The organism is Nocardioides sp. GCM10030259 (genome assembly GCF_042666375.1).
GTDB lineage: Bacteria > Actinomycetota > Actinomycetes > Propionibacteriales > Nocardioidaceae > Nocardioides.
In genome coordinates this window covers 320,619-334,224 of sequence record NZ_JBHTDF010000008.1, presented here as the reverse complement: position 1 = coordinate 334,224, position 13,606 = coordinate 320,619, and the positions used below count along the sequence as shown (strand labels likewise).

General features: G+C 72.2%; 13 protein-coding genes. 9 read left to right on the top strand and 4 right to left on the bottom strand.

Features of this window, described 5'->3' with window-relative positions:
- The first annotated feature begins 118 nt into the window (after positions 1 to 118).
- A complete protein-coding gene (locus ACFQQI_RS10210; RefSeq protein ID WP_378561859.1) occupies positions 119 to 838 on the top strand; it encodes a LuxR C-terminal-related transcriptional regulator in 720 nt (239 codons plus the stop codon).
- Positions 839 to 860: 22 nt separating this feature from the next.
- Here the strand turns inward: ACFQQI_RS10210 and ACFQQI_RS10205 are convergent, their stop codons facing one another.
- From ACFQQI_RS10205 to pepN, 3 genes are all read right to left on the bottom strand, one after another.
- Positions 861 to 1,604 (bottom strand): response regulator, encoded by a 744-nt coding sequence (locus tag ACFQQI_RS10205; protein WP_378562308.1) that lies wholly within the window; start codon positions 1,602 to 1,604, stop codon positions 861 to 863.
- 278 nt (positions 1,605 to 1,882) lie between these two features.
- Positions 1,883 to 2,539, bottom strand: coding sequence for an acyltransferase (locus ACFQQI_RS10200; RefSeq protein WP_378561856.1), 657 nt, complete (start codon positions 2,537 to 2,539; stop codon positions 1,883 to 1,885).
- 211 nt (positions 2,540 to 2,750) lie between these two features.
- Positions 2,751 to 5,162, bottom strand: a complete 2,412-nt coding sequence (gene pepN / locus ACFQQI_RS10195; protein WP_378561853.1) for an aminopeptidase N — start codon at positions 5,160 to 5,162, stop codon at positions 2,751 to 2,753.
- A 212-nt stretch (positions 5,163 to 5,374) separates the two neighbouring features.
- Here pepN and ACFQQI_RS10190 point away from each other — a divergent pair, with 212 nt between their 5' ends.
- Genes ACFQQI_RS10190 through ACFQQI_RS10175 form a run of 4 tightly spaced genes read left to right on the top strand, consistent with a single transcriptional unit; the run spans position 5,375 to position 8,118 of the window.
- A complete protein-coding gene (locus ACFQQI_RS10190) occupies positions 5,375 to 6,061 on the top strand; it encodes a 50S ribosomal protein L25/general stress protein Ctc (protein WP_378561850.1) in 687 nt (228 codons plus the stop codon).
- Positions 6,062 to 6,120: 59 nt separating this feature from the next.
- Entirely contained in the window at positions 6,121 to 6,717 is a 597-nt protein-coding gene (gene pth / locus ACFQQI_RS10185) for an aminoacyl-tRNA hydrolase (protein WP_378561847.1), read from the top strand.
- A 10-nt stretch (positions 6,718 to 6,727) separates the two neighbouring features.
- Positions 6,728 to 7,516, top strand: coding sequence for a 3'(2'),5'-bisphosphate nucleotidase CysQ (locus tag ACFQQI_RS10180; RefSeq protein WP_378561845.1), 789 nt, complete (start codon positions 6,728 to 6,730; stop codon positions 7,514 to 7,516).
- Positions 7,513 to 8,118, top strand: coding sequence for an HAD family hydrolase (locus ACFQQI_RS10175; RefSeq protein ID WP_378561843.1), 606 nt, complete (start codon positions 7,513 to 7,515; stop codon positions 8,116 to 8,118). Before ACFQQI_RS10180 ends, ACFQQI_RS10175 begins: the two co-directional genes overlap by 4 nt.
- Here the strand turns inward: ACFQQI_RS10175 and ACFQQI_RS10170 are convergent.
- The gene (locus ACFQQI_RS10170) at positions 8,111 to 9,190 is read right to left on the bottom strand and encodes an LCP family protein (RefSeq protein WP_378561840.1); all 1,080 of its coding nucleotides are present in this window, start codon (positions 9,188 to 9,190) and stop codon (positions 8,111 to 8,113) included. The genes ACFQQI_RS10175 and ACFQQI_RS10170 overlap by 8 nt on opposite strands.
- Before the next feature lie 389 nt (positions 9,191 to 9,579).
- Between ACFQQI_RS10170 and ACFQQI_RS10165 the strand changes: the two genes are divergently transcribed.
- Genes ACFQQI_RS10165 through ACFQQI_RS10150 form a run of 4 tightly spaced genes read left to right on the top strand, consistent with a single transcriptional unit; the run spans position 9,580 to position 13,605 of the window.
- Positions 9,580 to 10,515: a hypothetical protein gene (locus ACFQQI_RS10165; RefSeq protein ID WP_378561837.1), complete on the top strand. Its 936-nt coding sequence runs from the start codon at positions 9,580 to 9,582 to the stop codon at positions 10,513 to 10,515.
- Positions 10,512 to 11,561, top strand: a complete 1,050-nt coding sequence (locus ACFQQI_RS10160; RefSeq protein WP_378561834.1) for an NAD-dependent epimerase/dehydratase family protein — start codon at positions 10,512 to 10,514, stop codon at positions 11,559 to 11,561. The genes ACFQQI_RS10165 and ACFQQI_RS10160 overlap by 4 nt, the downstream gene beginning before the upstream one ends.
- Positions 11,558 to 12,790, top strand: a complete 1,233-nt coding sequence (locus tag ACFQQI_RS10155; RefSeq protein ID WP_378561831.1) for a class I SAM-dependent methyltransferase — start codon at positions 11,558 to 11,560, stop codon at positions 12,788 to 12,790. The genes ACFQQI_RS10160 and ACFQQI_RS10155 overlap by 4 nt, the downstream gene beginning before the upstream one ends.
- Positions 12,787 to 13,605: a glucose-1-phosphate cytidylyltransferase gene (locus tag ACFQQI_RS10150; protein WP_378561828.1), complete on the top strand. Its 819-nt coding sequence runs from the start codon at positions 12,787 to 12,789 to the stop codon at positions 13,603 to 13,605. The genes ACFQQI_RS10155 and ACFQQI_RS10150 overlap by 4 nt, the downstream gene beginning before the upstream one ends.
- Position 13,606 lies beyond the last annotated feature (1 nt).

Genomic DNA, 13,606 nt, shown 5'->3' with positions numbered 1-13,606 from the left:
CAGGGTGCCCTGTCGACCCACTGTCTCCCCTCCGCCGCCCGTGCCGCATGCCGAAAGCAGGGGACATTCCGGCGGTGCGGATGTACGCCCGTGCGGCGTCGCGACACGATGGGCGGTGATGCCCGCGACCTCGCCTGCCTCCACCATCGCGGTGGGCTCGTCTCCCGGGGCGGAGCGAGACCCGCCGATCGGTGTCGCGCTCGCCTCCGACCAGCACCTGATCGCCGAGGCGGTGGCCGCGGCGCTGGCGAGCCGGGGGTTTCGGGTCGCGATGCTCTCCTGGCCGCGCGGATCGCGCGCCGCCTCGGTGCAGCGCCGGCTCAGTGCCATGGCCGCCGACGTCGCCGTGCTCCTGTACGACGTGGACATGGCACTCAGGATGACGGAGGCGCGCGCGTTGCTGCGGAGCTGGTCTGGACCATGGCTCGTCCTGACGGGCACGCCCCCGGGCCCGGCGTGGGGCGGCCTCCTCCTCGCAGGAGCCGTCGCCGTCCGGCCGAGCAACCTCTCGCTGGCGGAGGTGGACGGGCTCGTCCGCCGCGTCGCTGCCCGCGAGCCGGACCCCGAGGCCGATCGCATGACGGAGTACGTCGCGTCGTGGCGCGTCCTCCAGGAGCGGCACGGCGACCTGCAGGGCCGGCTCGACAGCCTGGCGCCGCGCGAGCTCGAGGTCCTGGTGATGCTGTCCCGCGGCGTACGGGTGCAGGCGATCGCGCAGCGCCTCGGCCTCTCCGAGACCACGGTCCGGACCCAGGTCCGCGCCGTGCTGCGCAAGCTCGGCGCGCGCTCCCAGCTCGGGGCGGTGGCGATGCTGCACGCGGTGGACCGGTCCGACTGACAGGCAGCCGGACGGTCGTCGGTCAGTCGACCGGCGACTGCCAGTCGACCTGGTGGGCGAGGCCGACGGCCGCGAGCTGGGAGGAGACCCCGAGCTTCGCGAGGATCGACTTCACCTGCGTGCGCACCGTCGCCTCCGAGACGAAGGAGCGCGACGCGATCTCGCGCACCGTCCGCCCGTGGGTCAGGTTGCCGAGCACCTCCGCCTCGCGGACGGTCAGCGTGTCGAGCCGCGCCCGGATGTGCTGGTGCTGCGCGCGCCGCTCCTGCCACACCTGGAGCAGCTCGTCCCGCTCGCCGGGGGCGAGCACGGGCAGCCCTGCGTCGATGCGGCGCAGCACCGCGAAGATCTCGTTGAGCTGGGCGGTCTTGCTGATCACCTTGCGGGCACCCTGCGCCAGGCACTGGCCCCAGCGGGCGCGGTCCGGGTCGGCGGTCACCACCACGACGGCGCACCCGCTCTGGACCAGCGACGGGACCAGCCGCGCCCCGTCACCGAACTGGCCGAGGTCGAGGTCGAGCAGCACGATGCCGGGCCGGCTCCGGGAGACCTGCGACAGCAGGTTGGCCGACCGGCCGGGGCTGGTCGGCACCTCCGCGCGTCGTACCTCGTAGCCGCCGCGCGAGAGCGCGAGGTCGAGGGACTCGGCGAAGAGCGGGTGGTCGTCGATCAGCAGCACCCGCTGGCGGCGCAGGCCGCGGCCACTGGGCGCCGGCGTGGCGGCCGTGGCTGCCGGAGTCTCTCGAGGAGATGTCGTCTCGTGCATCGTCACGACGGCAACGCTCGCCGACGGCCGGTGCCCGTCGGTGCGGTTCGCGGCCCCGGATACCCCATCTTCGGGACGCGGCGTCCTCGGACGCCGGCGCGGGGCTCGCCAGCCGGCCACTCCACCTCGACGCCGCCCATGGGGTGGCGGCTTCGCCTGACCGGACGCCCGCTCCTGTCGGGGGTGGGCGAGCGCTCACGCAGGTTCTGTCGATGGGTGACCGGCTGGCGAACCAGATCGGGTGACCTGTGGGGGGCAGGTCATCCTGGCTCGAAGTATCAGCGCCGCCCCGGGCGGCGGTCATCATCAAAACTCGGCGACCGTGGATCGGTGACCTGCTCCTCCAGCCGACCCTTCCACTCCACGTAGCGCCGGTCGGTCACCGGACAGCGGTAGGTGCTGCGGCCCACGCTCTCCAGCGGGACGCCGGCATGCCCGACCCAGCGGACCTGCCGCGCGGGGACCCCGGCCACCAGGGCGAAGTCGGGCACGTCCCTGGTGACGACGGCGCCCGCGGCCACCATCGCCCAGCGGCCGATGCTCACCGGCGCGATGCACACGGCACGGGCGCCGATCGAGGCGCCCTCGCCCACATGGACACCGACCGGCTGCCAGTCGCCGTCGCTCTTGAGCTGCCCATCGGAGGTGACGGCACGCGGGAACGAGTCGTTGGTCAGCACGGCGGCCGGGCCGATGTAGCAGCCGGACTCGACGAAGGCCGGCTCGTAGAGCAGGGCCTGGTTCTGGACCTTGCACCGGTCTCCCACGACCACGTCGGGGCCGATGTAGGCGCCCCTGCCGATGACGCAGTCCCTCCCCACGACGACACCTTCGCGCACCTGGGCGAGGTGCCAGATGACGGTGCCAGCTCCGATCGTGGCGTCGGGATCGACGTCGGCGGAGGCCTGGATGGTGGTCTCAGGGGAGATCGTCATGGCGACATCAGACGTCACGATCGGGGCGCCGACGCGCGAGGGCGACAGGGCTACCCAATAGTCGGGACCGGCCACGGGTCGCCGCACCGCGGTGCGCGTACCCACGTTCGGGTATCCCCGCCACGCGCCGACACCGCGAACCTGGCACGACGGGATGCTCATCGCGTGGGCACAGAGGCGGCCGGACCGGGGGGCCGGCCGCCGACCCGCATCAGGGCGCGACGTCGTCGCGCCAGTCCTCCCACTTCCGCCGCAGCACCGTCGGCAGGTCGCCCGCGAGGGCCTCGTCGAGCCGGGCGACCTGGGCGGCCGTGAGCGTCAGCGCTGGTCGGGCCTGCCCCACGACCTGGGCGAACGCCTGGCCACGAGCCGCCCACCGGGGAGCCTCCCGCAGGTAGCGATCGACGTACGGCGCCAGGAGCTCCGCCTGGTCCGGTGACCAGAGCCCGGTCAGGTGCGCTTCGAAGGCGCGGTTGTCGACCGCCGGGTCCGACGCAGCGCTCCACGCCGCGTCCTTCGCCTCGGCCGAAGGTCGCGCCGCCAGCGCCGCTGCGGCGCCGACCTCGGCGTCGCTGCCGGGCTCCCGCACCCGCTCGGCCTCGATCCGGTCGGCGTCGACCGCGCCCAGGGCCGCCAGTCGCCGGACGACCCGCCAGCGCAGCGCCGGCGGCAGGCGCAGCCCACCGACGGCGCCGGTCTCGAGCCAGCCCTCCAGCTCGGCGACGTCGCGCGATCCGGCCGCGACACCCGGGGCGAACGCCAGGGCCAGGTCCGGCGACGTGGCGTCGCGGAGCCCGGCGCGGCAGGCCTCCGCCAGCGCCGCCAGGGCGTTCGCTGCCTCGTCGGCGCGCAGCCGCAGGGGCACGAGACGCCCGAGGACGTGGTTGACGACGGCGGTCACGACGGTCGCGTTGCGCTCGCCGGGCAGGTGCCGCCCCACGAGGTCGAGGAAGGCACCGCCCGCGAGGTCGCGCGTGTGCACCCGGTCGAAGAGGGACGCCCAGAGCACGCCCCGGACCAGGTCGTCATCGAGCCGGCCCAGCCCGTCGGCGACCGCGTCGAGCGACCGCTCGTCGAGCACGACCCGGGCGAACGTCTCGCCGTGCGCGTTCGGCACCACCACCCGCCCGGCGAGGTCCGGGAGCGGCACCGGCTCGTCGGCCACGTCCACGGTCACGCTGTCGGCCTCGACCCAGGCCTCGTCGTACGCCGTGACGCGGACGCGGTGCGGCCGGAGCCCGTCGCGGTGCAGCACGGGTACGTCGCCGTCGCGCTCGACCCGCAGCGTGTCGAAGCCGCTGCGACGCAGCCACACCTCCACCCACGAGCGGACGTCGCGGTCGGTCGCCTCGCCGAGCGCGTCGACGAAGTCGGCCAGCGTGGCGTTGGCGAACCGGTGCCGGGCGAGGTGGAGGTTGACGCCGCGCAGGAACTCCTCGTCGCCGAGCCAGGTCGCGAGCTGCCGGAGCACGGAGTTGCCCTTGGCGTAGGAGATCGCGTCGAAGATCGTGGCCGCGCTGTCGACGTCGGGCACGTCCTCCGGCCGCGGGGCGACCGGGTGCGTCGAGCGCCGCTCGTCGGCGACGTACGCCATCGGCTTGCGCGCCACCTCGTGCGCGACCTGGGCGCCCGCGAAGCCGGCGGCATCGGCCGCGACGCGGTAGCCCATGTAGTCGGCGAAGGACTCCTGGAGCCAGGTGTCCTCCCACCACGTCATCGTCATCAGGTCCCCGAACCACATGTGCGACATCTCGTGGGCGATGACCGACGCCCGCACGACCCGGAGGTCGGCGGGCACCTGTCCGCGGGGCAGCCACTCGTCGCGGTAGGTGACGCAGCCGGGCATCTCCTGGGCGCCCCAGTTGAGGCCGGGCACGAACACCTGGTCGTAGGAGTCGAAGGCGTAGGGCTCGTCGAAGATCTCCGCGAAGTGGTCGAAGCAGGCGGTCGTGATCGCGCGGAGCTCCTCGACGTCGCGTGCGAGCTCGGCGGCGAGCGAGGCGCGCGCGTGCCAGCCGAACGGGAGCCCCGCGTGCTCCCAGCGCTGCGACGCCCAGGGGCCGGCCGCCACCACGAAGAGCGCCGGCGGGATCGGCGGCGTCGGCGCGAAGCTCCAGCTCCCGTCGCCGGCGGCGACCTCGCGCCCGTTGGCGAGCACGGTCCAGCGCGGGTCGGCGGCGACGCTCGTGGTGATCGGCGCCTTCAGGTCGTTCTGGTCGAAGCAGGCGAAGACCTTCTGCGCGATGTCCATGCCGAGGTAGGCGCCCAGGTAGGTCTCGCCGTCGGCAGGGTCGACGAACCGGTGCATGCCGTCGCCGTCGGAGACGTAGGGGAGGCGGGCGTCGACGACGACCTCGTTCGGCGCGTCCGTGCGCAGGTGGTCGAGGCGGATCCGGTGGCCGTCGTACGACGCGTCGGTGGTCGCGCCGTTGACCGCGACCGTCACCTCGGTGGCCGCGGCCAGCTCGAGGAACGTCGACGGGGACGCGGAGCCGAACCGCACGACGGTGCGGGACCCGAAGGTCCCCTGGGCGGGATCGGTGAGGTCGAGCGCCACGGCGTACTCGACGGCGCGGAGCGCGGCGGCCCGGGTGCGGGCCTCGGCGAGGGTGAGGGAGGGCACGGTCTCGGACACTACCGGCGCCCGGTGGCCGGATTTCGCCTCGCCGCCGCCCGCCGGTAGGCTTGCGAAGTTGCCTCGGCGAGGGAGCATGACGCTCCGTGATCGACAGGGCTGGCCGGACCTCCGGGGTCTGCAGCGCTGTCGTGCCGAGGCCCGAGACGCAAGCAGCACCAACGCACACCAGCCAGCACGCACGAGGAGTGACAGTCGCGATGAGCGAGAAGATCAAGGCCGAGGCCCGCACCGAGTTCGGCAAGGGCGCGGCCCGCCGCATCCGTCGCGAGGACAAGGTGCCCGCCGTCATCTACGGCCACGGCAACGAGCCGGTCCACGTGACCCTGCCCGGCCACGAGACCATGATGGCGCTCAAGCACGGCGGCGCGAACGCGCTGCTCGAGCTCGAGATCGACGGCAAGATCCAGCTCGCGCTGACCAAGCAGGTCCAGATCGACCCGATCAAGCGGCACCTCGAGCACGTCGACTTCGTCGCCGTGAAGAAGGGCGAGAAGGTCACCGTCGACGTGCCCGTCCACCTGGTCGGCGAGGCCGCCCGGGAGACGCTGGTCGTCACCGAGAACGCCACCGTCCAGATCGAGGCCGAGGCCACCCACATCCCCGAGTCCATCGAGGTCGACATCGAGGGCGCCGAGGTCGGCACCCAGATCCACGCCTCCGACCTCAAGCTCCCGTCCGGCAGCACGCTGCTGACCGACCCGGAGACGCTCGTCGTCAACGTGACCCAGCAGATCTCCGCCGAGGCCCTCGAGGCCGAGCTGGAGGAGGCCGAGGCCGAGGCCGGCATCGAGCGCGAGGAGCACGAGGAGATCGGCGAGGCGGAGGCCGCGGCCGAGGGCGAGACCCCGGCCGAGAGCGAGGGCGAGGCCGCGTCGGAGGAGTGATCCTCCGCCTGTTCCACAGGAAGGGCCGTTCGACAGGCTCAGGAACCACCGGAGGGGACATGGCCGACTCCACCCCCGTGTGGCTGGTGGTCGGGCTGGGGAATCCCGGCCCTTCCTATGCCGGTCACCGGCACAACGTCGGATACCTCGTCGTCGAGGAGCTCGCACAGCGGATGGGCGCGCCGTTCCGCGCCCACAAGTCGGGCCGCGCCGAGGTCGTCGAGGGTCGCCTCGGCGCGCCCGGTACGCCGGGCCCGCGCGTCGTGCTCATGAAGGCGCGCTGCTACATGAACGAGTCGGGCGGGCCGGTCAAGCAGCTCGCGACGTTCTACAAGGTGCCGCCCGAGCGGATCGTCGCGATCCACGACGAGCTGGACATCCCGTTCGACACGATGCGGGCCAAGCTCGGTGGCGGCGACAACGGCCACAACGGCCTGCGGTCGGTGCGCTCCGCACTCGGCACCGGCGACTTCCTCCGAGTCCGGGTCGGGATCGGGCGGCCCCCGGGCCGCCAGGACGTCTCCGACTTCGTGCTCGGCAACTACTCCTCGGTCGAGCGGAAGGTGCTGCCCTTCCAGGTCGACAAGGCCGCCGACGCCGTGGAGTCGCTGGTGCTCGACGGGCTCGAGCGAACCCAGCAGACCTTCAACTCGTAAGGTGTTCGCCGTGACCTTCGAACCCGGAAACCCGCCCGCTTCCGCCGCCACCGACGACCACGTGCTCGCCACCTGGCTGGCGACCGTCGCCGGAGAGCGCCTGCTCGAGGTGCGCCGGGAGGGCCTCGAGGGCCGGGAGCTCAAGGACGCCGGCGACCGCGCCGCCCACGAGCTCCTCATGGGCCTGATCGCCGAGCACCGGCCCGACGACGCCGTGCTGTCCGAGGAGGGCAAGGACGACAAGGCCCGCCTGCAGAACAGCCGGGTCTGGATCGTCGACCCGCTCGACGGTACCCGCGAGTTCTCCGAGGTCCCGCGCGAGGACTGGGCCGTGCACGTCGCGCTCTGGCAGGACGGCGACCTGGTGGCCGGCGCCGTGGCGCAGCCCGCGCTGGGCGAGACGTTCAACACCGGCACGCCGCCCGTCGTACCGCCCTCGACGTCCGACCGCCCCCGGATCGCCGTGTCGCGCAGCCGCCCGCCGGAGTTCGTGCACGCCTTCGCGAAGGAGATCGACGCCGAGCTGGTGCCGATGGGCTCGGCCGGCGTCAAGGTGATCTCGGTGGCGCGCGACCTCACCGACGCCTACATCCACGCCGGCGGCCAGTACGAGTGGGACTCCGCCGCCCCGGTGGCGGTGGCTCGCGCCGCCGGCCTGTTCACGTCGCGCATCGACGGCTCGCCGCTGGAGTACAACCAGGACGACGTCTACCTCCCCGACCTGATCGTGTGCCGTCCGGAGCTCTCGGACCGGATCGTCGCGTTCGTCAAGGAGCACGGCGTCACCTCGGCCGGATGATCCGCCACGTCCTGCTCGACGCCGACGGCGTCATGCAGGCGATCCCCGAGGGGCAGCTCGCCCGGGCCGCGCCGTTCCTCGGGGAGCACGCCGACCTGCTCGAGGACATCTTCATCGAGGAGCTGCCGGCGCTGCGCGGCGAGAGCGACTTCCTCGCCGACCTGAGGCGGGCCTTCGAGCGGCACGGCATCGACGTCGACACCGACGAGTTCTACGCCGACCTGTGGAACGCCATCGAGGTCGCGCCCGGGTCGGTCGACCTGGTGCACCGGCTCCGCGCGGCCGGCTACGGCGTGCACCTGGGCACGAACCAGCACCGCCAGCGGGCGACGTACATGCGACAGCAGCTCGGGTACGACGAGCTCTTCGACGTCAGCTGCTACTCCTGCGAGCTCGGCGCGGCCAAGCCCGAGACGGAGTTCTTCGAGCGCGCGCTCGACCTGATCGGGGCCGCCGCGGGGGAGGTGCTGTTCGTCGACGACAACGGCGGCAACGTCGACAGCGCCCGGGCCGCGGGCCTGGCCGCCGAGCACTGGCACCTCGACGACGGGCTGGAGCGACTGGCACCGCTGCTCGCACGGCACGGCGTGAGCGTCAGCTGACGATCTCCGGGGTCAGCCGGCCCCGGTGCCGGCTCGCCCAGTCGTCGACCTCGTCCGCGATCAGGGCGCCCCAGAGTCCCCGGGCGGCCCGGTGGTCGGCGTACACGACGCTCTGCCCGCGCTCGCTGCCGAATCCCGCCACCGGCATCGTCAGGTAGGTCAGCCGGCCCGTGCGGAACTCCCGCATGGACACCATGAGCTCGAACATGTCCCGGGTCGACCACCCCTCGTCGACCGACAGGTGCTGGGTGACGGTGTCGAGGAAGTCGTAGAGCATGCGCGGGTTCTTGCGCATCTCCTGGTGCAGCGTCGCCTGCATGAGGGTGCGCAGCACCACCTGCTGGCGGGCCACCCGGTCCAGGTCGCCGTTCGGCAGGCCGTACCGCTGCCCGACGTAGTCGAGGGCCGACGCACCGTCGAGCTGGTGGTACCCGGCGGTCCACGTCACGCCGCGGGCCGAGTCGACGACGGTCTCGGGGATCGTGACGCCGATCCCGCCGACCGAGTCGATCAGGGCCTCGAAGCCGCCCCAGTCGATCACCGCGAGGTGGTCGATCCGGACGTCGGTGAGGTACTCGACCGTCTGGATCGCGAGGGACGGCCCGGAGAACGAGAAGGCGGCGTTGATCTTGTTCATGCCGTAGCCCGGCACGTTGACCCACGTGTCCCGCGGGATCGAGACGATCGACGCAGCCTGCCGATCGGCGTCGATGTGCAGGATCATCAGGGCGTCGCTGCGCTGGGCGCCGGGCAGCCACGTGTCCGCCCGCGCGCCGGTGCCCGTCGTCGGCACGTCGGAGCGGCGGTCGGTGCCGATGACGAGGATGTTTACGGCGTCGCCGGCCTTCCCCGGCGGTCGCTCCGGCCGGTCGTCCAGGCCGTCGAAGACGCCCGGGATCCGCGACATGTTGCCGGACAGCCGGTGCTCCAGGAAGAGCAGGGCGCCGACCGGGACCATGGCCAGGACGGTCAGGCAGACGAGCGCGCCGATGAGGGCCCTCGTGAGGCGGCGGCGCCGTCGGGGCAGCGCCTCCGTCTCGGTCTCGCCGCCGAGGTCCTCCAGCAGACTCATGGGCGTCATCGACGCACCGCAGAGCAGCGCGATGGCCGGAGAGCGCGTCCACTTACCCAATCGTGGGTGCGGTTCTCGTCGCGGCGCGCGGGCGGTCACCGGGCGCGCCACCGGGCCGCCACCGGGCCGGCGCGAGGCGCGTGCCGGGACGCCGCGGTGCTGGCTGTCCTCAATATTGGCGAAGGTCCCTCGCACGGCCGGTGGCGCCCGGCTGCGCTGGGTCAGGCTCCGAACGCAGGAATCATCGGATGAGGGGCTTGGTCGGGGTGACGAACACAGATGACTCGGGCCGACGCGCGCTGCGTCGGGGGGATCAGGTACGGGTGCGGTCGGCGAGCGAGGTCCTCGCCTCACTGGATGAGTCCGGTGACCTCGAGAACCTCCCGTTCATGCCGGAGATGCTGCCGCTGCTGGGTCAGTCGTTCCCGGTCTCGGCGCGCGCCGACAAGACGTGCGACACCGTCAACATCACGGGGTGCAGCCGCGAGATGGACGACACCGTCCACCTCACCGAGGTCCGGTGCGACGGCTCGGCCCACGGAGGGTGCCAGGCCGGCTGCCTGCTCTTCTTCAAGGAGGCGTGGCTCAGTCGCGACAGCGCGCCGGCTCCGGCCGACGAGGCCGGCGAGGCCGCGGCGTTGCGCGAGCTGACAGCGCGGGTCGAGGCGCGGACGACGACGGCGCCCGGCGTCTACCGCTGCCAGGCGACCGCGCTCCCGGACGCCACCCGGCCGATGTCCGGGCTGCGCCACTACCTGCGCGACGTGCAGACCCGCAACGTCCCGCCCCGCCTGTTCCTGCGCGCGATGCGGATCGCGTTCTTCGACCGCTACCAGCGGTTCTCGTCGCGCCGGCTCCCGGCGTGGGCACGCATCCGCGGCGGCGCCGAGCTGCCCGACGTCCGTGGAACGCTCAAGCGCACCCCGGTCGCGTCCCTCGACCTCCAGCCCGGCGAGATCGTCGAGGTCCGCAGCCTGCCGGAGATCGTCGCGACGCTCGACACCAACCAGCGCAACCGCAACCTGTGGTTCGACCGGGAGATGATCCGCTACTGCGGGAAGCGCATGAAGGTCCTGCGCCGGGTCGACCGCCTCATCGACGAGAAGACCGGCGAGATGATCCAGACCCGCACGCCGAGCCTCGTCCTCGACGGCGGCGTGTGCGTCGGCGACTTCCACAAGCTCTGCCCCCGGCAGGACTACGCATTCTTCCGGGAGATCTGGGTCAAGCGACCCGACGGGGCGACGGGCCCCGGCACCGAGGCCCGGGCTGCTGCCGGCCTCGACACCGAGCACGCCGACAACGCGAACGGAGTCACGGCATGAAGATCCTCGTCACCGGGGACCGCGGATACATCGGGGCGGTCATGGTGCCCTACCTCATCGCCGCCGGGCACGAGGTCGTGGGCCTCGACGCCGGCTGGTACGACGGCTGTGACTTCGGGCCGGTGCCCGGAGGGTACGAGCAGCGCACCGGCGACTGCCGCGACGCCACGGTGGAGGACCTCCAGGGCTTCGACGCGGTGATCCACCTGGCCGCGATCTCCAACGACCCGATCGGTCACCTCAACCCAGGCGCGACGTACTCGGTCAACGCCGATGCCGCGGTCCACATGGGCAAGATGGCCAAGCAGGCCGGCGTCACGAGGTTCCTCTTCTCGTCGTCCTGCTCCCTGTACGGCGCGGCCGGGGACGCGCCGGTCACCGAGGAGGCGATGTTCAACCCGGTGACGCCGTACGGCGAGAGCAAGGTGCTGGCCGAGCGCGGGCTGTCCGCGATCGCGGACGACGACTTCAGCCCCTGCTACCTGCGCAACGCGACGGCCTACGGATCCTCGCCCCGCCTGCGCGCCGACATCGTGGTCAACAACCTGACCGGCACCGCGTTCACGCGGGGCCGCGTGGAGCTGCAGAGCGACGGCAGCCCGTGGCGGCCGCTCGTGCACGTCGAGGACATCTCGCGCGCCTTCCGCGCGGCCCTCGAGGCGCCGCGCGAGCTCGTGCACGACCAGGCCTTCAACGTCGGGCGCGACGAGGACGTCGTCCAGATCCGCGAGGTGGCCCTCCAGGTGGCGGCCCGGATGGACGCCCCGGTGACGTTCGCCGCCGACGCCGGTCCGGACAAGCGCGACTACCGGGTCGACTTCACCAAGATCGGCCGGGTGCTCCCGGCGTACCAGCCGCGGTGGTCGGTGCCGCTCGGCATCGACGAGCTCGCTCGCGACATGGACGCCAACACCCTCTCCAGCCAGGACTTCGAAGGTCCCCGGTTCGTCCGGCTCGCGCGCATCCGCGAGCTCATGGGCTCCGGGCGGTTGAGCGACGACCTCCGAGTCCTCCAGCCCACGGCCACCCAGGAGGTGCGCGCATGAACAACCCCGAGTGCCGGCTCTGCCACGCCGAGCTCACCCACACGTTCGTCGACCTGGGGATGTCCCCGCCGTGCGAGAGCTACGTCGCCGCCGACCGGCTCGACGCCGGCGAGACGTTCTACCCGCTCCACGTCCGGATCTGCCCGAGCTGCCTGCTGGTGCAGCTCCCGACGTACATCCCGGCCGACGAGATCTTCAGCTACTACGCGTACTTCTCGTCGTTCAGCGACTCCTGGGTCGAGCACGCGCGGCGCTTCGTCGACGGGGCGGTCGACCGCCTCGGGCTCGACTCCGACTCGTTCGTGGTGGAGGTCGCCAGCAACGACGGCTACCTGCTGCAGCACGTGAAGCAGCGCGGGATCCGGTGCCTGGGCATCGAGCCGGCGGCCAACGTGGCCGAGGCCGCGGTCGAGCGGGGCATCCCGACCACCGTGCAGTTCCTCGGCGAGGAGACCGGCACGATGGTCGCCAAGGAGCACGGTCGGGCCGACCTGGTGGTGGCGAACAACGTCTTCGCCCACGTGCCCGACATCGTCGACTTCGCCCGCGGCCTGCGGGCCCTGGTGGCCGACGGCGGGATGGTCAGCATCGAGATCCCGCATCTCCACCGGCTGATCGAGGACCGCCTCTACGACACGATCTACCACGAGCACTTCTCGTACCTCTCCCTCCTGACCACCCAGCGGGTCCTGGCCGAGGCCGGCCTCACGGTCGTCGACGTCGACCAGCTGAGCACCCACGGCGGATCGCTGCGCACGTGGTCGATGCCGACCGAGACGGCGTCCGAGCCGAGCGAGCGGGTGGCCGCGGTCCTGGCGGAAGAGCGGGAGGCGGGCCTGCACACCCTCGAGGGCCACGCCGGCTTCGCGGCCGTGGTCGCCGAGGCCCGCAACGAGCTGGTCGAGTTCCTGGTCGCCCGGCAGCGGGAGGGCGCGAAGGTCGCCGGGTACGGCGCCCCGGGCAAGGGCAACACCCTGCTCAACCACGCGGGCATCCGCACCGACCTGATGTCGTTCACGGTGGACCGCAGCACGTTCAAGCACGGGATGTACCTGCCCGGGACCCACATCCCGATCCACCCGCCGGAGAAGCTGGCCGAGGAGAAGCCCGACTACATCCTGATCCTGCCGTGGAACCTCCGCGACGAGATCGCCGCCCAGCTCGAGTACACCCGTGAGTGGGGCGCCCGGCTGGTGGTGCCCCTGCCGAAGCTGGAGGTGCTGCCATGAAGGTCGTGCTGTTCTGCGGCGGCCTCGGCCTGCGGATGCGGGTCGGGGACGACCCCCGCCCCAAACCGATGATGACGATCGGCGACCGCCCGGTGCTCTGGCACATCATGCGCTACTACGCGCACTTCGGGCACACGGAGTTCATCCTGTGCCTCGGGTACGGCGCGCAGGTCGTGAAGGACTACTTCCTGCACTACCAGGAGACCGCGTCGAACGACTTCGTCCTCTCCGACGGCGGGCGCACCATCGACCTGATCAGCAGCGACATCAGCGACTGGCGCATCACGTTCGTCGACACGGGGATCAACACCCAGATCGGCGAGCGGCTGCGCCGGGTGCGCACGTACCTCGGCGACGACGAGATGTTCCTCGCCCACTACGGCGACGTGCTCACCGACGCCCCGATGAACAGCGTGATCGACGAGTTCAAGGCGTCTGACGCGGCGGGGTCGCTGCTCGCGATCCGGCCCCCGGGCTCGTTCCACGTCGTGCACGTCGACGACCACTCCAACCGGATCCGTGGCTTCCAGCCCGCGACCGAGCTCGCCCTGCGGATCAACGGCGGCTTCTTCGTGCTCCGGCAGGACATCTTCGACTACATCGACGAGGGCGAGGACCTCGTGGCCGACGGGTGCGAGAAGGCGGCACGCGACGGGCGCATGCTGGCCATCCCGTACGACGGCTTCTGGCAGCCGATGGACACCCTCAAGGAGCGCGCCGAGCTCGACGAGCTCTACCGCAGCGGCTCGCCGCCGTGGGCGGTCTGGCGCTCGTACGACGACCCGGTCCCGTCGGTCACGGCCCGGTGGTGGTGAC

Excerpts from the sequence above, each read along its gene's own strand:
- ACFQQI_RS10210 (WP_378561859.1), top strand. The coding sequence starts at position 119 with ATGCCCGCGACCTCGCCTGCCTCCACCATCGCGGTGGGCTCGTCTCCC.
- ACFQQI_RS10205 (WP_378562308.1), bottom strand. The coding sequence starts at position 1,604 with ATGCACGAGACGACATCTCCTCGAGAGACTCCGGCAGCCACGGCCGCC.
- ACFQQI_RS10200 (WP_378561856.1), bottom strand. The coding sequence starts at position 2,539 with ATGACGATCTCCCCTGAGACCACCATCCAGGCCTCCGCCGACGTCGAT.
- ACFQQI_RS10190 (WP_378561850.1), top strand. The coding sequence starts at position 5,375 with ATGAGCGAGAAGATCAAGGCCGAGGCCCGCACCGAGTTCGGCAAGGGC.
- pth (WP_378561847.1), top strand. The coding sequence starts at position 6,121 with ATGGCCGACTCCACCCCCGTGTGGCTGGTGGTCGGGCTGGGGAATCCC.
- ACFQQI_RS10175 (WP_378561843.1), top strand. The coding sequence starts at position 7,513 with ATGATCCGCCACGTCCTGCTCGACGCCGACGGCGTCATGCAGGCGATC.
- ACFQQI_RS10170 (WP_378561840.1), bottom strand. The coding sequence starts at position 9,190 with ATGAGTCTGCTGGAGGACCTCGGCGGCGAGACCGAGACGGAGGCGCTG.
- ACFQQI_RS10165 (WP_378561837.1), top strand. The coding sequence starts at position 9,580 with ATGCCGGAGATGCTGCCGCTGCTGGGTCAGTCGTTCCCGGTCTCGGCG.
- ACFQQI_RS10160 (WP_378561834.1), top strand. The coding sequence starts at position 10,512 with ATGAAGATCCTCGTCACCGGGGACCGCGGATACATCGGGGCGGTCATG.
- ACFQQI_RS10155 (WP_378561831.1), top strand. The coding sequence starts at position 11,558 with ATGAACAACCCCGAGTGCCGGCTCTGCCACGCCGAGCTCACCCACACG.
- ACFQQI_RS10150 (WP_378561828.1), top strand. The coding sequence starts at position 12,787 with ATGAAGGTCGTGCTGTTCTGCGGCGGCCTCGGCCTGCGGATGCGGGTC.